Below are 22670 nucleotides of genomic sequence, written 5' to 3' on the forward strand. Positions count from 1 at the left end.
TTGGAAGCAGATTAAAAATAATAAATTTATTTACTTGATAATTTATCAGTTTAGTATTAAACTGATAACAAGATCGATCAAAGAGGTGCAAAAATGGTAAATAATCATAATGAAGCTTCAGCAAATAAAACAAAAAACATAGCCGTATTACTTTGGTTTCGATTAGCACGTTTTTATCTTAAAAATGTTAGAGAATCAAATAATCATTTAAAAAAGTGGGGGCTTACAACTGCACAATTTGATGTCATTGTTCACGTCGGTAGGAATAAGCGCCTTACTCAGCAAGAGTTAGCAGAAAAATTAGTTGTTACAAAAGGAAATGTAACTCATTTATTAAAAAAAATGGAAGAGTTGAATTGGATTAAACGGGAAGTAGAATGGAAAAATAAATATCTTTCTTTAACAGAAATTGGTCAAAAAATGTATGAGGAAATCGTGCCTACACAAGAGCAATTTCAACAGGCTCAATTTAGTAAATTGACAGAAGAAGAGCAATTACAATTACTTAATTTATTAAGAAAACTAAATAAATGAATGGAGGAGATTTAATGGAAAAAATGAAAGGAATACATCATATTACTGCCATAGTTGGTGATCCACAAGAGAATATGGATTTCTATGCTGGAGTATTAGGTTTGAGATTTGTGAAAAAGACGATTAACTTTGATGATCCGGGAACGTATCATTTTTACTTCGGTAATGAAGGAGCAGAGCCTGGAACGATAATGACATTCTTCCCTTGGGCAAACGCTTATAAAGGTCGCGTTGGAAGCGGTCAAGTAGGGATAACAACATTTTTAATTCCACCAAATGCGTTGTCATTCTGGGAAGAGCGCTTAGCATCTTTTAACATTCATACGAACAAAGTTATTAGATTTGGAGAGACTTTCCTTCAATTTGAAGATGTTCACGGATTAAAGCTTGAACTAGTTGAAAGAGAAAACGGCAAAGAAAATACTTGGGAATTTAATGGTGTTACGAAAGATGTAGCAATTAAAGGATTTGGAGGAGCAGTTTTATATTCTGGTGCGCCACATAAAACAGCTGAGCTTTTAGAAACAGTGATGGAACTTGAAAGTTTAGGTCAAGAAGGTAATTATTTACGATATCAGGCAGCAGGTGATATTGGAAATATAATTGATATCGAATTATCTGCAGTTGGAAGAGGAGTAATGGGTGTAGGTACTGTTCATCATATTGCATGGCGTGCAAGCAATGACGAGGAACATGTGAAATGGCAACATAAGATTCATGACCATAACTACGGTGTTACTGAAGTAAAAGATAGAAACTACTTTAATGCAATTTATTTCCGTGAACATGGTGGATTATTGTTTGAGATTGCAACTGATCCTCCTGGGTTTATGATTGATGAGCAAAAAGACCATTTAGGTGAAAAGCTAATGCTTCCGAAATGGCAAGAGCCACATCGCGAAACAATAGAAAATCATCTTCAACCGATTGTAGTTCGAGAAGTGAAAGGAGAATAAGAATGAAACACGTATTTATTAAAGGGAGTAACCCTACTAAACCAACATTTTTACTTTTACATGGTACTGGTGGGAATGAGCATGACTTGTTACCAATTGGTAGTATGATAGATGATGAAGCTTCGATCTTATCTGTTAGAGGAAATGTAAGCGAAAATGGAATGCCACGTTTCTTTAAAAGATTAGCTGAGGGAGTATTCGATATGGAAGATTTAGTTTTCCGTACAAAAGAATTAAAAGAATTTATTGAAACAGCATCTACTGAACATGGTTTCGATGCAAAGAATGTAATTGCAATAGGTTATTCAAATGGTGCAAATATCGCTGGAAGTTTACTTTTCCATTATGAAGATGTATTTAAAGGAGCGATGTTATTACATCCAATGGTACCGATTCGCGATTTAGACTTACCGAACATGAAAGATGTATCTGTATTTATAGGTGCAGGTAAGAATGATCCAATTTGTTTACCTCAGGAAACGGAAGAATTAGCTTCATTGTTAGTTGGAGCAGGTGCTGAAGTAGTTACTCATTGGGAAAATAATGGACATAGCTTAACAAGATCAGAAATTGAAGCTGCAACTGATTGGTACAAAAATAACTTTTAAGAGGTGAACGAATGAAATCCTTTTCTCCAGCAGATTTAAGTGAACGTGATAATTATAAATTTTTAATTGGTGGAATTATTCCGAGACCAATTGCATTTGTTACATCTGAAACAAGTGATGGAGTTTTAAATGGTGCACCATTTAGTTATTTCAATATCGTTACGTCTAATCCACCGATGATTTCGATATCTGTTCAACGTCAAAATGGTATACAAAAAGATACAGCTAGAAATGCGATTGAGAAAAAGGAATTTGTTGTTCATATTGTAGATGAGTCAAATGTAGAGGCGATTAATAAAACAGCGGCTGCATTACCATCTAATGAGAGTGAAGTTGAAATAGCAGGTTTAACGCCTGTTGAAAGTGTGAAGGTTTCAGTTCCAGGTGTAAAAGAATCAAAAATACGAATGGAATGTATTTTAGAACAAGCAATTCCATTAGGTAAAGATAATGAAGCCTGTGACTTATTAATTGGAACAGTAGTTTATTTTCATATTGAAGATGAAATATATGAAAATGGTCGAATTGATGCAAATGGCTTAAAAGCGATCAGTCGTTTAGCAGGTAATGATTACGCAAAAATAGGTGAAATGTTTACGATCGATCGTCCAAAATAAGAAAATTGAAAAGAAGAGTAAAATAAATATGCTCACAACTTATTCCTATCCAGTTATTGGGTAGGATTTTTTTTACGTTAAGCATGAATGGCAGCGGTGGAGAAAACTCGACGTAGTTGGAGAAAAGTATTAGTGTAACTAAGCCTTTGACTTAGCCTAAAGACTAGATTAATCCGCGAGGTTTCTTTTTTAAAAAATTTGGCTCTATTAATGTTAATTGTTGATATTTTACAAAACACATTTTTGAGAAAGATTTTTGAGTGGAAGGTGGGAGACAGATAAGAGCAGGAGAAGCAGGGAAGGCAGGAAAAGAATATAGGACGTAAATTTAGTAGTGAAAATCAATAAAATTTTCTAAAGTCTTTTAAAATCTTTGCCCTTCCTTGTTCCTGCTCTTAATGGCATCCTGGAACGGAAATCATCAACATTCTTTTTTAACAGAGCCAAAAATTTATAAAAAATAAAATGAACGGTTTGTTGGAGTTAAACGTATAACAAATGAACACGAAATAAATAATGATTAAGTTAGGAAGGAAGGAGGAAGAAATGGCTGATTTAGAGGAATTAGAAATTATAAAATACGCCCAACAAGGTGATCCAGAAGCATTTGCCAAACTTTTTCAAACCCATTACTCCTTTCTATATAAGTACGTACTAAAAATGACTTTAAATAAACAAACTGCAGAAGATTTAGTGCAGGATACGATGTTGAAGGGTTATGACAATATAAGGAAATATAATGGTCAATCCAAATTTTCTACTTGGTTAATGACGATTGCAACTAGACTGTATTTAGATCAACAGAGAAAGAAAAAACGCGAATGGTTTTGGCAAAAAAATGAGACAGATGAATTATCGCGCTCCTTAAATTGGCAATTAACTTATAAAGGATTTGAGTGGAGTGATGTCATGGAGGGATTTGAAAAGCTTAAGTCAGACGTGCGAACAGCAATTTTATTAAAGCATTACTATGGCTATACGAACGAGGAAATTGGAAATATGATGGGGATTCGAGAAGGTACGGTTAAATCAAGAATCCATAATGGAATGAAGGAATTAAGAAAGGAGCTTATGCAAAATGGATAAAGAAAAAGAAGGTATCGTTTCAGCATTTAAGCAGTTTGATGAATTAACGGATATTCAAGAACCCTCTTTAAGTGCAATCACAGAAAAAATCAAATTACATCAAGAACAAAAGAAAGCTTCTTTTCTTAAAGAACTAATCCTATTCATTTGTGTAGCATGCAGTCTTTTCATAGGAACTTTTTTACTAGCGTTTGAAGCGCCAATTAGTGTAGTTATTATTCAGGGACTTGGATTTATTGCTTTTCCAATTATTTTTAAACGAGATAAAAAGAAAATTGAAAGTGAGTGGATCTAAATGGAATGGACTACAGAAAATATTATTATTTTAGTTTCGGTATTTATCGTTTTAATTGCTCAAAGTATTACCCTCTTTACAAAAGCTAAAAAAAGAAATCGTTCAGCATGGTTATGGGGATTGTTAGGAATGATTCAATTTCCTTGGCCTAGTATCTTCTTTTACTTTTTAGTTGTTAGAAAAGATCGTAAAAAACTAGGTTAAGAAAGTGAGTGTGTTTTGGAGATGGAGAATAGACCAATTTTAAATATAGAAGAAACGTCATTTCAAAAATGGATGAATTATTTATCATTAGTTATCATTGCGATATCAGCGGTATATATCATAATCATGTATGGAAAATTACCGAATGAGGTTCCTATGCATTTTAATTTTATAGGGAATGTAGATTTATGGGGGCCAAAATGGACGATTTTTATTTTCTTAGGGATTATTTTAATTCTATATACTGTAAATACATTTACTCAATCTGTTCCACATAAATTTAATTATTTTGTAAAAATTACAGACGAAAATGCTGAAAAGCAGTATAAATTAGCAATTCAAATGATGGCGTTTTTAAAACTAGAGCTCATGATTTTAATAGCCTATCTGCTTTGGACAATTGTTCAAGACGCACTAGAATCAGTGAACCATTTAAATCATTATGGGGTGATAGCGCTTGTCGTTTGTCTATTTAGTACGCTAGTTATTTATGGTGTAAAGTCAAGAAAATATCGATAGAGAGAAAATACCGAACAAAGTTGGAACGCTTCAACTTTGTTTTTTTTTATTTTGTGTTTGACAGATTTGGTGTATTACATGTATAGTACACATATAAGGTGTATTACCCGTTTAGTACACAAGTATGTACTTAGTGTATGAACTACATAGTACACACACATACTAGTAGAATTGAAATTTTATTGCAGGAGGTGGACTGATGGAGTTTATCGTGAACAATCGTGAGCCAGTTTATCTACAAGTCGTTAGGCATTTTAAACAACAAATTGCAAAAAGGCTATTAGAAGCAGGTCAAGAAATACCATCAAGAAGAGAATTAGCTGTTCAATTTAATATAAATCCAAATACTGTACAAAAAGCGTACAAGGAAATGGAGGAACAAGGATTGATTACAACTGAACGAAATTTTCCAAGTAAGGTTACGACAGATATAAAAGTATTAAACGGTGTAAGGAACGAGTTAATCATGGAAGCCGTGAACGAATTCGTTGATTCGATTAAAGTCATCAATGTTCCAGTCGAAGAGCTACTAGAAATGGTTAAACAAAATTATGTAGAGAAGATAAAAGAAGAAACGAAAGGAGAAGCTTAAATGATCCAAGTAAAAAATGTCTCAAAAAAATATGGTCGGAAAAATGTACTACGTGATATCTCTTTTACAGCAAACAAAGGAGAAATTACTTGTTTAATAGGAATTAATGGAGTTGGTAAATCGACAACGATGAAAGCAATTATGGGAATTACACCAATCGATCGTGGTGAAATTTTAATTGATGATAAAAAAATCCATCACTCGATGTATGAAAATATCACGTTTATTCCGGATACACTTACGATGCTACCTAATTTTACAGTTGGTGAAGCAATACGGTTTATGAAGGATTTTTATGTGAATTGGAATATAGAGCGGGCAAAAGAATTACTTGGATTCTTCAAATTAAATGAAGATGAAAAGTTAGGTGAGCTTTCAAAAGGGAATGCTGCAAAAGCAAATCTACTTTTTGGTTTAGGTTTAGACGTAGATTATGTCTTAATGGATGAACCATTTTCTGGTATTGATATGTTTAGTAGAGAGCAAATTGCAAAAGTTTTTACAAGTCATTTAATTGAAGACAGAGGCGTTATTATAACAACTCATGAAATTAATGATATTGAACATTTAATCGATAAAGTCGTTTTATTAGATAATGGCGAAATTTTAAAAGAATTTTATACAGAAGATTTACGATTAGAAGAAGGTAAGTCAGTGATTGACGTTATGAGAGAGGTGTATCAGTCTTGAATCGTTTTATAAAACTAGTTAATTTTGAGGTTAATCGTTTTAGTAAATTATATTTAGGTTTATTAATTTTAACAGCTATTTCGCAGTTTGCTAGTTTGTTTTTAGTAAAGTCAAAATACATGAAATTGGCAAATGATGCAAATTATGCGAGCTCAATAAAAGCAACAGAGGCATTTGTATCCTCATATGGAGAATTAAGCTTTAACCAAGTTACAAATCACATTTTATTTATTGGACCAATTGCAGTTTGTGTAGCTTTAATGATGTTTTACATTTTTATCATCTGGTATAGAGATTATTTTGGAAAAAATACGTTTATCTACCGTCTATTCATGCTACCGACATCGAGAATGACAATTTACTTTGCAAAAGCAACTACAATATTAATAATGGTTTTATCTTTACTAGCTTTTCAATTGATCCTTTTACCAATTGAAATAAGTGTTTTTCAAAATATAGTGCCTAGTGAACTTTTAAATAAATTAAGTGCGGTTGATCTTTTAATGAGTAATACTATTTTTACGATTATTTTACCAAGCAGTTTAATCGATTTTATTCTTTTCTATTTTGTTGGAATTGGATTAGTATTTACCCTATTTACTGTAATCTTACTAGAACGTAGTTATCGTTGGAAGGGAATCGTTTACGGGATTTTATATGGAATTGCTATTGCAACTGTACTTCTATTACCGGCAATTATTGAATCCTTTATTGTAGGGAATGAATTCTCATTTTATCCAAATGAAGTCTTTTATATGGAATTAAGCCTTACTGCGATCATCATTACAATTTCAATCTTATTTAGTAAATATTTATTAAAGAATAAAGTTTCGGTGTAAAGGAGGAACTCATAATGAAGCGTTATCGCAATTTAGCAATTATAGCAGTCGTAACAACAATTAGTCTTAGTACGTTTTATACGAAAGTGGCGATGTCTGAAAGTAAGTTACCTAAATTTTATTTGAATACTGAAACAGGAGATTCAAAATATGCAAAAAACATGGTCATAAACGGAGGGTATGGAAATAGAGGTTTAAAGATTACTTCTGACGGTAGTGACTATAAAAACAATCATTCCTTTTTTGGAGACATTAATAGCGATTTCTTTGAATTAAAAAAATTAAATAAGTTGCAGAAGGAAGAAAGAAACTACATGCGTGGCAAGAATTCTTCTTCTAATTTTTATATAGATAAAGATTTTGTTTGGCATGCAGATGTAAAAGGCGGAAAATTTGATGGTGTGTATGAGCATACAAACAATCATTTTAAAATGTATATTGATGGGCTAGATCGTCAAAATAAAGACCGCTATACGTTTAAAGTTGATATTCCAGGAGAAGAGGACTATTCATATATTTACGTAGATGATGTTCAATTAATTGGAAAAGATTTAGTTGTAATCACTTCTCAAAATAAAAATCAACTAAATAACAATGTAGCTGTTGATCAAAATGAAAAGATTATGTATCGAATAAATGTGAGTCAGAAGAAAATAGTTGATCGTAAAGTAATAAACAAATCAAGCAATGAACAAACTATTCATACTGATATTCAAGCCTCAATTGAAGAAGCGGATCGTACAACTCCTACTAAGTATTATGTTTATAGAGTAGTAAAAACAAAAGATGAGCCTCAGGAAAATGGAGAAACAACAACCGAAGAAGTTAGTAATGAAGTATTTGTAGTAAATTTAGAAACTGGTAAAGAAGAAGCGTTAAAATTATCAAATGAACAAAAAGAGTTAGTGAAGCAAGGTAATGTGTTACTTGATAATGGTAATTTATATATAATTACTCACGGCGAAAAAGGTCTTTCGATTTTAAAGTACAGTTTAATCAATAAAAAAATCGAGGGCCAACCAATATCCGTTCCTAAAATGAATGGAAATGAAGATTATTATAAAGTTTTAGATGGAAAGCTATATGCAATTACGAATGGAATGGAAAATCCAAAAAAGATTAATAAAGATATAGTCATTACTGATTTAACGAATGGCAAAATTATTTTTGAAGGTAATATTAAAGTAAAAGACGCAAAAGGTAAGTCTAATCAATTTTTAAAAGAATTACAGGTGTATGAATTTACAAACGATTAAAAAGAAACCTAGTTTGATGTTATTAAATACATCATAACTAGGTTTTTTGTTTTTTTGCTCTAGAAAAAGAAGTTTGATTTCCATTCTTAAGAGCAGGAACAAGGAAAGGCAGGATCAAGGAGAAAGAAAAAGAGATTAAAAGACAGACTTTAATTTCCTCTCAGTATTCCCATCTAATCTGTCTTCCCCTACTTTCCCTGCCTTGCCTTCTCTTCCTGCCCTTCCTGCACTTTAGTTCTCGCACCTTCCACTCCAATCAATGTCTATAAATATTCTATACTTATACACTTTTTATAATATCAACAAACAACATAATTTTTTAGAATAGGAAGGATCTTGCTTTTATACTATTATTACCTTCCTAATTTACATATATTGAAGGAATGTACGTTCTGTTTTAGTTACTTGATTTCATTCATAAACATCTATATTATTAATTAGACATTAAATTTTAAAGTACGTTTGTTCTGTTTTTGATTGATTTTTGAAATTTTGTGGTAAAATAGAAGGATAGGTATGTTTTGGAAATGGAGGCGGGAAAGATGGAGCAGGAATTTGAGGTAGTTTCTCATTATAAACCTCAGGGTGATCAGCCAAATGCGATTAAGCAGCTTGTTGAAGGGGTTAAAAATGGTAAAGAGCACCAAGTATTATTAGGTGCAACGGGTACGGGAAAGACATTTACCATTTCAAATGTAATTAAGGAAGTGGGTAAACCGACATTAGTATTTGCTCACAATAAAACATTAGCTGGACAATTATATAGTGAGTTAAAGGATTTTTTTCCAAATAATGCGGTTGAGTATTTTGTTAGTTATTATGATTACTTTCAGCCAGAAGCTTATGTACCACAAACTGATACTTATATCGAAAAGGATTCAAGTATTAATGATGAAATTGATAAGCTACGTCACTCTGCGACTTCCTCCCTTTTTGAACGTAAGGACGTCATCATTGTAGCGAGTGTTTCATGTATTTATGGTTTAGGTTCGCCAGAAGAATATCGTGAATTAGTTTGTTCACTACGTATTGGTATGGAAATCAGTAGAGATGATTTGTTACATAAATTAGTAGATATTCAATATGCCCGAAATGATATTGACTTTTCACGTGGTACATTCCGAGTTCGTGGTGATGTTGTTGAAATCTTCCCAGCTTCTCGTGATGAGCACTGTATACGTGTGGAGTTTTTTGGTGATGAAATTGAAAGAATTAGAGAAGTTGACGCTTTAACAGGTGAAATTTTAGGTGACCGTGAACATGTTGCAATTTTTCCAGCATCTCACTTCGTAACACGTGAAGAAAAAATGAAAATTGCGATAAAAAATATTGAACTCGAGCTAGAAGAACGATTAAAAGAGATGAGAGAGAACGGAAAATTACTAGAAGCTCAAAGGCTAGAACAACGCACAAGATATGATTTAGAAATGATGAATGAAATGGGCTTTTGTTCTGGGATCGAAAACTATTCACGTCATTTAACTTTGAGACCAGCAGGTTCAACACCATATACATTATTAGATTATTTTCCAGAAGATTTCTTAATGGTAATTGACGAATCGCATGTTACAGTTCCGCAAATTCGTGGAATGTTTAACGGTGACCAAGCTCGTAAACAAGTATTAGTAGATCATGGATTCCGTTTGCCTTCAGCTCTTGATAATCGTCCATTAAAATTTGCAGAGTTTGAAGAAAAAGTTAAACAAACGATTTATGTTACAGCAACACCTGGACCTTATGAGTTAGATTTATGTCCAGAGAAAGTTGAGCAGATTATTCGTCCAACAGGTCTGTTAGATCCTACAATTGACGTTCGTCCAATTGAAGGACAAATTGATGATTTAATCGAAGAAGTTCGCAATCGTATTGCTAAAAATGAAAGAATTCTTATTACTACTCTAACGAAAAAGATGTCTGAAGATTTAACTGATTATCTGAAAGAAATCGGAATTAAAGTAAATTACTTACATTCAGAAATTAAAACGCTAGAACGTATCGAAATAATTCGTGATCTTCGTTTAGGAAAATATGATGTATTAATTGGTATCAATCTATTACGTGAAGGGATTGATATTCCTGAGGTATCTTTAGTTGTAATTTTGGATGCAGATAAGGAAGGATTTTTACGTTCCGAACGATCATTGATTCAGACGATTGGTCGAGCTGCAAGGAATTCGAATGGTCACGTTATTATGTATGCAGATAAAATAACCAACTCGATGGACATTGCAATCAATGAAACGAAGCGTCGCCGTGAAATTCAAGAAGCTTATAATATAGAGCATGGCATTACACCTAAGACAATTATTAAGCAAGTGCGTGATGTCATCCGTGCGACTTCAGTTGCTGAAGAAGAAGAAGTTTATGAAAATGGCATTAGTGCTAAATATGCAAAAATGAATAAGAAAGAACGTCATTTATTTATTCAATCAATTGAAATGGAAATGAAGGACGCAGCGAAGGCGCTTGATTTCGAACGAGCAACAGAACTTCGTGACTTAATATTAGAATTGAAGTCTGAGAGGTGAAGAACTTGAAAAGTATGAATGAAATAATTATTAAAGGGGCCAGAGCTCATAACTTAAAAAATATCGATGTAACGATACCTCGTAATCAACTAGTTGTTGTTACTGGTTTATCAGGATCAGGAAAGTCCTCTCTTGCATTTGATACGATTTATGCTGAAGGTCAACGAAGATATGTAGAATCATTATCTGCGTATGCTCGACAATTTCTAGGCCAAATGGATAAGCCAGATGTTGATTCAATTGAAGGACTGTCGCCAGCAATTTCGATTGATCAGAAAACGACTAGCCGAAATCCTCGTTCGACAGTTGGTACTGTAACAGAGATTTATGACTACTTAAGACTATTATATGCTCGAATTGGAACACCAATTTGTCCAAATCATGGCATCGAAATTACTTCTCAAACTGTTGAACAAATGGTAGATCGGGTGATGGAATATCCTGAACGAACAAAAATCCAAGTACTTGCACCCGTTGTATCAGGTCGTAAAGGGACACATGTAAAAGTATTTGAAGAGATTAAAAAGCAAGGTTTCGTTCGTGTACGCGTTGATGGCGAACTATTTGATGTTTCTGATGAAATTGAATTAGAAAAAAATAAGAAACATTCAATTGAAGTTGTCATTGACCGTATCGTAGTAAAAGAAGGTGTTGCTTCCAGACTAGCTGATTCACTTGAAACAGCATTAAAACTTGGAGAAGGAAGAGTAATCATCGATGTAATTGGTGAGGAAGAACTTCTTTTCAGTGAGCACCATGCATGTCCACTTTGTGGATTCTCAATTGGAGAATTAGAGCCACGTATGTTTTCGTTCAACAGCCCGTTTGGAGCATGTCATTCATGTGATGGATTAGGTACTAAATTAGAGGTGGATTTAAATTTAGTAATCCCGAATGAAGAATTAACACTTAAAGAAAATGCTATTGCGCCATGGGAATCAATTAGTTCGATGTATTATCCACAATTACTTGAAAGTGTATGTAATCACTATGGCATTAATATGGATATTCCATTTAAGGACATTCCGAAAAATCTGCAAGATAAGATTCTCTATGGTAGTGACGGTGAGAAAATCTATTTCAAATATGATAATGAACAAGGTCATGTTCGTGAAGCAATGATTGAATTTGAAGGTGTTATCTCTAACGTAGAAAGAAGATATAAAGAAACATCTTCTGATTTTATTCGTGAGCAAATGGAAAAATACATGGCACAACAAAACTGTCCAACTTGTAAAGGTCATCGTTTAAGAAAAGAAGCATTAGCTGTCTTTATTGGTGGCTTACATGTCGGTGAAGTAACTAAAATGTCAGTTAAGGAAGCTTTTGATTTCTTTGGTTCACTTGATTTAACGCCAAAGCAAGAAAAAATCGCAAATCTTATCTTAAGAGAAATTAGAGAGCGTTTAGGCTTTTTAGTAAATGTAGGATTGGATTATTTAACTTTAAATCGTGCTGCAGGAACTTTATCAGGTGGAGAAGCACAACGAATTCGCTTAGCTACTCAAATCGGTTCTAGGCTTACTGGTGTGCTATATATTTTAGATGAACCATCTATTGGATTACATCAACGTGATAATGATCGATTAATTTCAACCTTATTAAATATGAGAGATATTGGGAATACGTTAATAGTCGTAGAACATGATGAAGATACGATGTTGGCAGCGGATTACTTAATTGATATTGGACCTGGAGCAGGTATTCATGGAGGGCAGATCATTTCACAAGGTACGCCAAATGAGGTAATGAATGATGAAAACTCATTAACTGGAAAGTACTTATCCGGTGAAAAGTTTATTCCAGTGCCTCTTGAGAGAAGAAAAGGCGATGGCCGTGAAATTAAAATTGTCGGAGCAAAAGAAAATAATTTAAAAAATGTAACGACTTCATTCCCATTAGGAACATTTGTCGCAGTAACAGGTGTTTCTGGTTCAGGGAAAAGTACATTAATTAATGAAATTTTATATAAATCTTTAGCTCAAAAATTAAACGGTTCAAAAGTCCGTCCAGGTGAACATAAAGAAATTAAAGGGATTGAGCAGCTAGAGAAGGTTATTGATATTGACCAATCACCAATTGGTCGTACACCACGTTCGAATCCAGCTACTTATACTGGTGTATTTGATGATATTCGTGATGTATATGCTGCTACGAATGAATCAAAAGTGCGCGGTTATAAAAAAGGTCGATTTAGTTTCAACGTTAAAGGCGGAAGATGTGAGGCTTGCCGAGGCGATGGAATCATTAAAATTGAAATGCACTTCTTACCTGATGTATATGTCCCTTGTGAAATTTGTCATGGGAAACGTTATAACAGGGAGACATTAGAAGTAAAATACAAAGACAAATCGATTTCTGAAGTTTTAGATATGACAGTTGAAGATGCCGTTTCATTCTTTGAAAATATTCCAAAGATTAAACGTAAGCTACAAACATTAAATGATGTAGGATTAGGTTATATTACGTTAGGTCAACCTGCTACAACATTATCTGGTGGAGAAGCACAGCGTGTTAAATTAGCTTCAGAGCTTCATAAGCGTACAAACGGTAAAACTTTATATATTTTAGATGAACCGACAACAGGATTACATGTTGATGATATATCTCGCTTACTTGTCGTATTACAAAGACTAGTAGATAACGGAGATACTGTACTTGTCATCGAACATAATTTAGATGTCATTAAGGCAGCTGACCATTTAATCGACTTAGGACCAGAAGGCGGAGATAAAGGTGGCACAATTGTAGCGACTGGTACGCCAGAAAATCTGTGTAAAGTTGAAGCATCACATACTGGTAAATACTTAAAAGTAGTATTAGAACGTGACAAAGCGAGAATGGAAAAAAGAATGGCATTGATGGAATCTTAAAAAAATAGATCGAAAACGAGATACAAAGAATAGGAGTTATTCCTTTTCTTTGTATTTGTTTTTATCTAGGCTTTCTTTTATTGTTAGATAGAAGGAAATGAATTCTACTAATTAGTTTGTATTAAACTCAACCTTGAAATAATGTGAGTAACTGTTGATTCATTCAATAATGTGACAATTTTTATGCATGGATGTCTGTTAAGATATTTTACAAAATACATTTTTGATAAAGATTTTATAGTATTTAAGACATTGATTGGAGTGGAAGGTGGGAGAACTAAAGAGCAGGCAAGACAGGGAAAGTAGGGGGAAACATATAGGATAGGAATACTTAATGGAAATTAATAAAATTCTTTAATGTCTTTTAATCTTTAATCCCTCTGTCTCCTTAATCCTGCCTTGCCTTAAACCTGCTCTTAAGTAAATCCTGGAACGGAAATCATCAACATTCTTCTTTAATAGAACCTGTATAAAAGTAGTCCACATTTCTAGAATGTTTTTTACATAGAATGGTTAATGAAAAGAATTTCGCAAATAAATATTAAAGGCAAACAATGAATATAAAACAGCCTAAAGAAAATAGGAAGGCTTACTGATAGAGAGGAGATTTTTATGAAGAAATTATATCGATCTTCTAAAGATTCAATGCTTGCAGGTGTATGTGGCGGATTAGGAAAGTATTTCAATTTAGATAGTACTTTAATACGTTTATTATTTGTATTGTTATTTTTTATTGGTTTTGGAGCCATATTATTTGTATATTTAATTTGGATTTTTGTTGTTCCAGAAGAAGGTGACGTGGAAAAGTTATGAGATGGTTATTTTCATTAGCAATTAATAGTTTAGTTTTTATCGTTGTAGCTGGATTTCTTCAACCAGATTTTTATGTAGCAAATGTTCCTACAGCTATAATTGCTGCGTTAGTGTTATCAATCTTAAATACAATTATTAGACCAATTTTAATTTTAATAACATTACCTGTAACAATTTTTACAATGGGCTTATTCCTATTTATCATAAACGCGTTTACTCTTGAAATTACTGATTTTCTATTAGGCGATGCCTTAAGAGTAAATGGTTTTGGAACTGCTCTAATAGCATCGATTTTAATTAGTACATTCAGTATGCTAATTCAATATTTTGTGTTTGATCCAAAAAACAAAAAAAAGCAAAATCATCGTTAAAAAGCTCCTTGTTGGGAGCTTTCAGTGTGTAGACAAAGTGTCAGTCCTATTTATCTGATTTTGAGACTGTCTGAAAGCTCCTGATTGGGAGCTTTTTTATGCAGGATTAAAAAACAGGACTAAGGGCTAATATTATTAATAATTTTTAATTCATTACGATCAATAAGTCACCAGTCGACATTTTCCCGCAAAGTTTAAAAATGGTACAATATGAATGATAGTACATAATTATTAATCCTTAGGAGGCTAGAATGGCTAAGTTACGTACGAAGAATATAGTTGAGTATTTTAAATTGGAAGTTATAAGTGGAAGTGCTGGATTGAATAAATCTATTCAAACTACAGATTTATCTCGCCCAGGTATAGAAGTGGCAGGATTTTTTACTTACTATCCATCAGATCGTGTTCAACTATTAGGGAAAACAGAATTAACATTCTACGAAAGTTTAACTGATGAAGAAAAACACAATCGGTTAAGAAAGCTTTGTGCAGAAGATACTCCTTGTATAATTGTTACGCGAGGTTTAGATATTCCACCTGAATTAGTTGAAGCAGGTGAAGAAACTGGTGTACCTATTTTACGATCAAATAGTAAAACGACTAAACTGTATAGCAGACTTACGAGCTATTTAGAAGCTAAACTTGCTCCAACTACAGCATTACATGGTGTACTTGTTGATATTTATGGTGTAGGAGTATTAATTACTGGGAAAAGTGGAGTTGGTAAAAGTGAGACAGCTCTAGAATTAGTGAAACGTGGTCATCGATTAGTTGCTGATGATTCTGTTGAGATTCGTCAAACTGATGAAGATACGCTGATCGGTTCATCACCAGATTTAATTGAGCATTTATTAGAAATTCGTGGATTAGGAATTATCAATGTAATGACACTTTTCGGAGCAGGATCTGTACGTAATTATAAGCGCATTACATTAAATATTGATTTAGAGACTTGGGATTCTCAAAAGGTTTATGACCGAGTTGGTTTAGACGATGAAAAGCTTAGAATTTTAGATACAGATATTTCAAAAATTACATTGCCAGTTCGACCTGGTCGAAATTTAGCTGTCATTACTGAAGTAGCCGCGATGAATTTCAGATTAAAGAATATGGGTGTAAACGCAGCACAGCAATTTGCTGATCGTTTGGAAAAAGTAATTCAAGGCGGTAATAATGTTAGTGATTTAATTTAATGATAAAGTGGGGAAATTGTAATGGAAGCAAATATTCAGCCATTAGATAAAGTTTTTTTACATTTAGGTCCTCTTTCAATAAAGTGGTATGGTGTTTTGATTGGATTAGGGGTTGTGTTAGGTTTATGGTTGGCAGTGCGTGAAAGTAAGAGACGTGGTGTACCAGAAGATACATTTATGGATCTTATTTTAATTGCATTACCTTCAGCAATTCTTGGGGCAAGAATTTATTATGTTCTTTTTGAATTTGGATATTATTCCAAACACATCAAAGAAATACCGGCAATTTGGCATGGCGGATTAGCAATTCACGGTGGTTTAATTGGTGCATTTATTGCTAGCTACTTCTTTGCAAAGAAGAGAGGTATTTCATTTTGGAAACTTGCAGATATTGCTGCACCAAGTATTTTAGTAGGACAAATGTTAGGTCGCTGGGGTAACTTCATGAATCAAGAAGCTCACGGTGGGCCAGTAACTAGAGCATTTTTAGAAAGTCTGCATTTACCTACATGGATTATTAATCAAATGTATATTGATGGAACGTATTATCATCCAACATTTTTATATGAATCAATGTGGAGCTTATTAGGGATTATTTTCTTACTTATTTTAAGAAGAGTTAACCTAAGACGTGGTGAATTGTTTTTAACTTATTTAATTTGGTATTCAGTAGGTCGTTACTTTATTGAAGGGCTAAGAACAGATAGCCTAATGTTAACAAGTACAATTAGAATGGCTCAGTTTATTTCGGTCATAATCATCGTTTTATCTATTATTATCCTTATATATCGTCGAGTAAAAGGTTTATCAAAAGAACGATATTTAGACGCTTAAGTAATTTGCTATACGGGAGTGGGGGAGCAAGTTGGAAACGTTAAAAAAGGGATTACTAGTAGGTTTACAAACTTCTTGGAAAATAGGGAAAATCATTTTCCCTATTTCTTTCATTTTAACGATTATAAAAGAAACAGCATTGATGGACTGGTTTGTACATTTACTTGAACCATTAATGAGTTTTATCGGCTTAAAAGGGGATGCCGCGTTAGTATTAGTTTTCGGTAATGTTTTAAATTTATATGCTGCACTCGGTGCGATGCTCCCGATGGATTTAACGATGAAGGAAGCATTAATTTTGGCCGTAATGCTAAGCTTTTCTCATAATCTATTCGTTGAAACATCTGTAGCTTCGGCAGTAGGGGTTAGAGCATCATTTGTAGTATTCGTTCGAATTGGTTTTGCGATTATATCAGCTATATGCATTCATTTTTTTTGGTCAGGTGGATCAGAGATTGTTCACAAAGGAATCGCAGTCTCAGAAACTGTAAACCATTCAGGTTGGAATCTAGTTTACTCAGCAATTCTTTCTTCATTAATTGGTATTTATAATCTTATTAAAATTGTTATCCCGCTTATGCTGGTTATTCAATTCGCAAAAGACTTTGGATGGATGAACTATGTAACGAAATTATTATCTCCTTTTACGAAACTAATAGGTGTAGAAGCAAAGGCGGGAGTTACGTTAGCAGCAGGATTGTTTTTTGGATTAGCTTTTGGAGCTGGTGTTATGATTCAAGCTGTAAAAGAAGATGGTGTTTCAAAGCGTGATCTATATTTAGTTTTCTTATTTTTAGTCGCTTGTCATGCTGTTGTTGAAGATACACTTCTCTTTATTCCTCTAGGTATTCCAGTTTTATATCTATTCTTAATCCGATTCTTTGTCGCCCTAGTTGTTACTTTTATTGTTGCAAGGATTATCGGGAGAGTCAGTCGAAAAGCTCAATCAAATTTAAAAGTTGAAGTGAAATAGAAAGGAAATAGCTATGAAAATAAATACGATACTATTCGATTTAGATGGAACGTTAATCAATACAAATGAATTAATTATCGCTTCATTCTTGCATACACTAAATAAATTTTATCCTGATCAATATAAAAGAGAACATGTTATTCCGTTTATGGGACCAACTTTAACAGAATCATTTTCATCTGTAGATGCAGAAAAAGTAGACGAGCTAATCGCAGAATATCGCCGTTTTAATATGGAGATGCATGATGAATTTGTAGAAGAGTACGAGACAGTCTATGAGACAGTTGAAACTTTGCATAAGAAAGGCTATAAAATTGGGATAGTTACAACAAAAGCAAGAAATGTTGTAGAGATGGGATTAAGTTTCAGCCGATTAAAGCAATTTTTTAATACGGTTGTTACGATTGATGATGTGCAAAATGCAAAACCGCATCCAGAACCGATTCAATTAGCATTGAAAAAATTAAATGCTGCACCTGAAGAAACGATTATGGTGGGGGATAATTACCATGATATTGAAGGTGGGAAAAATGCTGGAACAAAAACTGCGGGTGTTGCATGGTCTCTAAAAGGAAAAGAATTTTTAGCTACTTATCAACCGGATTACATGCTTGAGAAAATGAGTGATATTTTATCGATTCTAGGAATTGATGAATAGTGAGAAATACTAAGCGCTTCCCAATTGAAGGCGAGAATTCACTTTGGCAATTGTACAAGACAGTTTCATTTTGGAAAACTTTTCGAAATGTTGTTGTGATTGAAATAGCTCGTTATGTTCCTTTTTTTAGATTGAAAAACTGGATGTATAGGAATCTGATTGGCATGAAGGTTGGAGAATTTACATCCTTTGCATTTAAAGTAACTCCAGATTTAATGTTTCCAGAACTAATTTCAGTAGGGAAGAATTCGATTGTAGGATATAATACTACAATTTTAGCACATGAATATTTAATTAATGAATATCGATTAGGTGAAGTAATTATTGGAGATAATGTGTTAGTTGGTGCAAATACAACGATATTACCTGGCGTCACAATTGGTGATGGTGCGAAAATTTCAGCTGCAACACTCGTTAATAAGGATGTACCTGCTGGAGCATTCGTTGGTGGTAATCCTATGACGATTATTTCAATGCCAACATCGGACACTTCAAACTAATATTTAAAAAAGTGGTTTCCATAATTTTGGGTTTCGGTTAGAATATTATTTTAACTACTTTTATTAGATAATGTGGGAATTAGGAGCGCGTTAACAAATTCTTATAATTTGGACGTCGACTATTTCCTCTTTTTGTGTGATATACTGTGATAAGCTGGAAAAACTGGAGGATCGAATGTCTGAAAATTTGGGGAATCAAACAAATCAATTTCATAATGTCGTTTCGTTCTCGTTACCGAAAGATTATTTCTACGAAAAAGGTATGAAAGCTTATAATAGTAACGATACTGAGCAAGCGATCTACTATTTGAAAAAAGCTGCTGAAAATGAAGAGAATCAAACTGTTCTTGTAGATATTTCAAGAAAGCTTTTATCAATGCATCAATATCAAACTTCAATTACTATTTTAGAATATATTTTAGATAAATACCCATCCAATGAAGATGTCTATTATTTATTAGCATTTGCATTTTTTGAACTAGGGTTATTTCAAAAAGCAAATTTGTATGCTCAAAAATATTTAGAAATTGGAACGGATGAAGAACAACTAGAAGAATTAGAGGATTATTTGGATATTATTCATAGTGAAGAAGATGATGATTTAAGTATTAATGACGATTTATTAGTACTTCAAGAGAGAGTGACAAGCTATTTAGCAAATCACGATTGGAAATCTGCAAAAACAACTCTGCTTAATATTGTTGATAAATATCAAGAATTTTGGCCGGCATATAATAATTTAGCTCTGGTTGAGCTTCATTTAGGCAATCACGAAGAAGCTGAAAGAGTATTAGAGTATGTTTTAGAACAAAATCCAGGGAATTTATCATCATTAATTCATTTAACAATGTTAAAAAGAATATTAAATGAACAGGAAGTTGCTCAAAGATATCTTGAGAGCTTATCAAATATTGTTCCTATATCTGAGGAACATCGTCATAAGTTAGGTGTCCTTTTCTATCAATTCCAAAGATACGAAGAAGCTTTTAAATTATTCCATTTATTGTATATGGAACGACCTGATCGTGAAGTTCAGTTTTATTATATGTATAGTGATGCTGCATACCGTTCAGGGCGAATTGAAATGGCGGAGCGTATTTGGAATCAAGAAATGTCGGATGAATTTGAAGGTCACGAAGATTTAGCGCCATGGGCTGAGAAAAAGCATTCTTCAAATGAAATCGAGCAATTAATGTCCGAAACTGAATATCAAGCGAAATATTCCAATTCCAATAGTGAGCGTTGGGGATTAATCTATTTTATGAAGGAATACTATTATGAACAAAAGTTTAGTTCGATCCTTCAAGATTTAGAGCCAATTGAAAATATTGGAATCGACGAGCAATTGGAACAGGTTTTATTGAATAATATGTGTTATTTAGAACCGCATCCATCTTTGAACATTGCGATAAATGGTGCCAAAAAGATTCAGACACATTGGGAAGATGACTATACACTTCTACGTAATCAATTACAATTATGGTTCTTCTCGATTTGTGAACTTACTCTTAAATATAAAGAGTTACCTGTAAATGAGAATACTTTATTAGCTGCAACACATTATCTTGTTGAAAATGAAGAAAAACGTGTATCACAAAAGAAAATTGCAGCAAACTATAATATCTCTACTTATTTATTAAATAAAGGCATTAACGCCATTCGAAGCTTGTTTTAATACCTGATGGTGTTAAGCAAGCTTTCTTTTTTTAGGTCAATATTTTACAAAAGCGAATGCGAGAGAAAAAGAGCAGGAAAGACAGGGAAAGCACCAATGAAGAGAATTACTTAGAGGAAATCAATTAAATACTTTAAGGTCTTTAAAATTCTTGTTCCTGTTCTTATTTATGAGCATATGATTTGTTGTTTTATGTCGTGACGTATTAGGATAGTGGTAGTTAATGAACTAGGGCAATTAGCCGTTAAAAAGTACAAGGAGTGAATAAAAAATGGAAGAAAAAATTTATGATGTTATTATCATCGGTGCTGGTCCTGCAGGAATGACTGCAGCTGTTTATACATCTCGTGCAAATCTTTCTACGCTAATGATGGAACGCGGTGTTCCAGGTGGACAGATGGCTAATACAGAGGAAATCGAAAACTATCCAGGCTTTGACAGTATTTTAGGGCCTGACTTATCGAATAAAATGTTTGATCATGCTAAAAAGTTTGGCGCTGAATATGCGTATGGTGATATTAAAGAAATCGTTGATGGAAAAGAATACAAAACAGTAATTGCTGGTAAAAAAGAATATAAAGCACGTGCAATTATTATTACAACTGGTGCAGAGTACAAAAAAATTGGCGTACCTGGAGAGCAAGAACTAGGCGGACGTGGAGTATCTTACTGTGCAGTTTGTGATGGTGCGTTCTTTAGAGATAAAGAGTTAGTAGTTGTTGGTGGAGGAGATTCAGCAGTTGAAGAAGGCGTATACTTAACACGATTCGCTTCTAAAGTTACAATCGTTCACCGTAGAGATCAATTACGTGCTCAAAAGATTCTTCAAGACCGTGCATTTGCAAATGAAAAGATTTCATTTATTTGGAATTCAACAATCAAAGAAATTAACGGTACTGACGGTAAAGTAAGTAGCGTTACATTGGTAGATACTCAAAACGGTGAAGAATCTGAGTTTAAAACAGACGGAGTATTTATTTACATCGGAATGCTACCACTAACAAAACCATTCTTAAATTTAGGAATTACAAACGAGAATGGATATATCGAAACAAATGATGTAATGGAAACGAAAGTACCTGGTATTTTTGCAGCTGGTGATGTTCGTGAAAAAACTTTACGTCAAGTTGTAACTGCAACAGGAGACGGAAGTATCGCAGCTCAAGCTGTACAGCATTATATTGAAGAACTAAAAGAAGAATTAACTAAAACAAACTAAATTTTAAATTTTGATTCGAATTGTAATATTCTGAAACTTATATGTAATTAGGGTGTAACTTAGTTGAAATAATGATGGTGTAATATAGTAAATAACCAGAGAGCCCCCTAATATATATTTAGGAACATGGATATGCGCTTGTCCATGTTCCCTTTTTTTGTTTAAATCTCTTTTAATCTTTATTGTTGTTTACAAAAAGTATTATCGAAAAGATTTTATATATTTTATTATAGAATAGATAAAGACGTTGATTGGAGTGGAAGGTGGGAGACAGGAAGAGCAGGAAGAGCAGGAAATGCAGGGAAAGCATCTAGGATATAAATTACTTAGAGGAAATCAATAAAATTCTCTAAAGTCTTTTAATATTTTTTCCTTTCCCCTAGATCCTGCCTTTCCTTGTTCCTGCTCTTAAGGAAAGCGAGCATCCTAAAATGGAAATCAACCTTCTTTTTAACTGAGCCTTATTTTAAAAAAGAATCCTAGATTGTGCACATTTTATGTGTTAAGACTAGGGTTCTTTTTATTATGAATGCTTGTAATTTCATGTATTGTTTTATCGTTAGAACTCGAAAAGAATAAATAATGACGACGTTGTTTGAAGTTGTTGAGAAATCGGTTTAACGGTATAATATAGAATGGGCAGTTTCAACTAACTGCAAGTAGAAATTGTAAGTGAGGTATAAAAATGCAAAGAGTAACACATTGTGTTTTATTAAATGAAAATAATATCCTCCTGCTACAAAAGCCTAGAAGAAACTGGTGGGTTGCTCCTGGTGGTAAAATGGAACCAGGTGAAAATATACGAGAAGCTGTTGTTCGCGAATATCGTGAAGAAAC

Annotated in this window: 24 protein-coding genes; all 24 read left to right on the forward strand. The window is 33.2% G+C overall.

Annotated elements, in window-relative coordinates; all coding sequences use genetic code 11:
- Positions 1-93: 93 nt before the first annotated feature.
- Positions 94-534: a MarR family winged helix-turn-helix transcriptional regulator gene (locus B7R67_RS09710; protein ID WP_088069888.1), complete on the forward strand. Its 441-nt coding sequence runs from the start codon at positions 94-96 to the stop codon at positions 532-534.
- Entirely contained in the window at positions 531-1490 is a 960-nt protein-coding gene (locus tag B7R67_RS09715) for a ring-cleaving dioxygenase (protein WP_235822128.1), read from the forward strand. Before B7R67_RS09710 ends, B7R67_RS09715 begins: the two co-directional genes overlap by 4 nt.
- A gap of 2 nt (positions 1491-1492) precedes the next feature.
- On the forward strand, positions 1493-2098 hold the full coding sequence (locus tag B7R67_RS09720; RefSeq protein WP_088069892.1) for an alpha/beta hydrolase: 606 nt from the start codon (positions 1493-1495) through the stop codon (positions 2096-2098).
- Between the two features lie 11 nt (positions 2099-2109).
- On the forward strand, positions 2110-2715 hold the full coding sequence (locus tag B7R67_RS09725) for a flavin reductase family protein (RefSeq protein ID WP_088069894.1): 606 nt from the start codon (positions 2110-2112) through the stop codon (positions 2713-2715).
- Positions 2716-3261: 546 nt separating this feature from the next.
- Entirely contained in the window at positions 3262-3801 is a 540-nt protein-coding gene (gene sigY / locus B7R67_RS09730; protein ID WP_088069896.1) for an RNA polymerase sigma factor SigY, read from the forward strand.
- Positions 3794-4096 carry a YxlC family protein gene (locus tag B7R67_RS09735; RefSeq protein ID WP_088069898.1) on the forward strand — a complete coding sequence of 101 codons (303 nt, stop codon included), beginning with the start codon at positions 3794-3796 and terminating at the stop codon, positions 4094-4096. The genes sigY and B7R67_RS09735 overlap by 8 nt, the downstream gene beginning before the upstream one ends.
- Positions 4097-4300 (forward strand): transcriptional regulator, encoded by a 204-nt coding sequence (locus B7R67_RS09740; RefSeq protein ID WP_088069900.1) that lies wholly within the window; start codon positions 4097-4099, stop codon positions 4298-4300.
- 21 nt (positions 4301-4321) lie between these two features.
- Positions 4322-4819 carry a DUF1648 domain-containing protein gene (locus B7R67_RS09745; protein WP_142289536.1) on the forward strand — a complete coding sequence of 166 codons (498 nt, stop codon included), beginning with the start codon at positions 4322-4324 and terminating at the stop codon, positions 4817-4819.
- 199 nt (positions 4820-5018) lie between these two features.
- Positions 5019-5411: a GntR family transcriptional regulator gene (locus tag B7R67_RS09750; RefSeq protein ID WP_088069904.1), complete on the forward strand. Its 393-nt coding sequence runs from the start codon at positions 5019-5021 to the stop codon at positions 5409-5411.
- A complete protein-coding gene (locus B7R67_RS09755) occupies positions 5412-6101 on the forward strand; it encodes an ABC transporter ATP-binding protein (RefSeq protein WP_088069906.1) in 690 nt (229 codons plus the stop codon).
- Positions 6098-6940, forward strand: a complete 843-nt coding sequence (locus B7R67_RS09760; protein WP_088069908.1) for a hypothetical protein — start codon at positions 6098-6100, stop codon at positions 6938-6940. Before B7R67_RS09755 ends, B7R67_RS09760 begins: the two co-directional genes overlap by 4 nt.
- Before the next feature lie 14 nt (positions 6941-6954).
- Positions 6955-8196 (forward strand): hypothetical protein, encoded by a 1242-nt coding sequence (locus B7R67_RS09765; RefSeq protein WP_088069910.1) that lies wholly within the window; start codon positions 6955-6957, stop codon positions 8194-8196.
- A gap of 542 nt (positions 8197-8738) precedes the next feature.
- Positions 8739-10724 carry an excinuclease ABC subunit UvrB gene (uvrB, locus tag B7R67_RS09770; protein WP_088069912.1) on the forward strand — a complete coding sequence of 662 codons (1986 nt, stop codon included), beginning with the start codon at positions 8739-8741 and terminating at the stop codon, positions 10722-10724.
- A 14-nt stretch (positions 10725-10738) separates the two neighbouring features.
- The gene (gene uvrA / locus B7R67_RS09775) at positions 10739-13597 is read left to right on the forward strand and encodes an excinuclease ABC subunit UvrA (protein ID WP_088069941.1); all 2859 of its coding nucleotides are present in this window, start codon (positions 10739-10741) and stop codon (positions 13595-13597) included.
- A 612-nt stretch (positions 13598-14209) separates the two neighbouring features.
- Positions 14210-14410 (forward strand): PspC domain-containing protein, encoded by a 201-nt coding sequence (locus B7R67_RS09780; RefSeq protein ID WP_088069914.1) that lies wholly within the window; start codon positions 14210-14212, stop codon positions 14408-14410.
- The gene (locus tag B7R67_RS09785) at positions 14407-14781 is read left to right on the forward strand and encodes a phage holin family protein (protein WP_088069916.1); all 375 of its coding nucleotides are present in this window, start codon (positions 14407-14409) and stop codon (positions 14779-14781) included. Before B7R67_RS09780 ends, B7R67_RS09785 begins: the two co-directional genes overlap by 4 nt.
- 251 nt (positions 14782-15032) lie before the next feature.
- Positions 15033-15974, forward strand: coding sequence for an HPr(Ser) kinase/phosphatase (gene hprK, locus B7R67_RS09790; RefSeq protein ID WP_088069918.1), 942 nt, complete (start codon positions 15033-15035; stop codon positions 15972-15974).
- A gap of 21 nt (positions 15975-15995) precedes the next feature.
- Positions 15996-16808 (forward strand): prolipoprotein diacylglyceryl transferase, encoded by an 813-nt coding sequence (lgt, locus tag B7R67_RS09795; protein ID WP_088069920.1) that lies wholly within the window; start codon positions 15996-15998, stop codon positions 16806-16808.
- Positions 16809-16839: 31 nt separating this feature from the next.
- Positions 16840-17781 (forward strand): nucleoside recognition domain-containing protein, encoded by a 942-nt coding sequence (locus tag B7R67_RS09800; RefSeq protein WP_088069922.1) that lies wholly within the window; start codon positions 16840-16842, stop codon positions 17779-17781.
- Between the two features lie 13 nt (positions 17782-17794).
- Entirely contained in the window at positions 17795-18439 is a 645-nt protein-coding gene (gene ppaX, locus B7R67_RS09805) for a pyrophosphatase PpaX (protein ID WP_088069925.1), read from the forward strand.
- Positions 18439-18939 carry an acyltransferase gene (locus tag B7R67_RS09810; protein WP_088069927.1) on the forward strand — a complete coding sequence of 167 codons (501 nt, stop codon included), beginning with the start codon at positions 18439-18441 and terminating at the stop codon, positions 18937-18939. The genes ppaX and B7R67_RS09810 overlap by 1 nt, the downstream gene beginning before the upstream one ends.
- Positions 18940-19114: 175 nt before the next feature.
- Positions 19115-20614 (forward strand): tetratricopeptide repeat protein, encoded by a 1500-nt coding sequence (locus tag B7R67_RS09815; protein ID WP_088069929.1) that lies wholly within the window; start codon positions 19115-19117, stop codon positions 20612-20614.
- A gap of 271 nt (positions 20615-20885) precedes the next feature.
- The gene (trxB, locus tag B7R67_RS09820; protein ID WP_088069931.1) at positions 20886-21833 is read left to right on the forward strand and encodes a thioredoxin-disulfide reductase; all 948 of its coding nucleotides are present in this window, start codon (positions 20886-20888) and stop codon (positions 21831-21833) included.
- A 685-nt stretch (positions 21834-22518) separates the two neighbouring features.
- Positions 22519-22670: NUDIX domain-containing protein (locus tag B7R67_RS09825; RefSeq protein WP_142289537.1), on the forward strand; the 152-nt coding region annotated here is incomplete at its 3' end.

Source organism: Gottfriedia luciferensis (genome assembly GCF_002156865.1).
GTDB lineage: Bacteria > Bacillota > Bacilli > Bacillales > Bacillaceae_G > Gottfriedia > Gottfriedia luciferensis.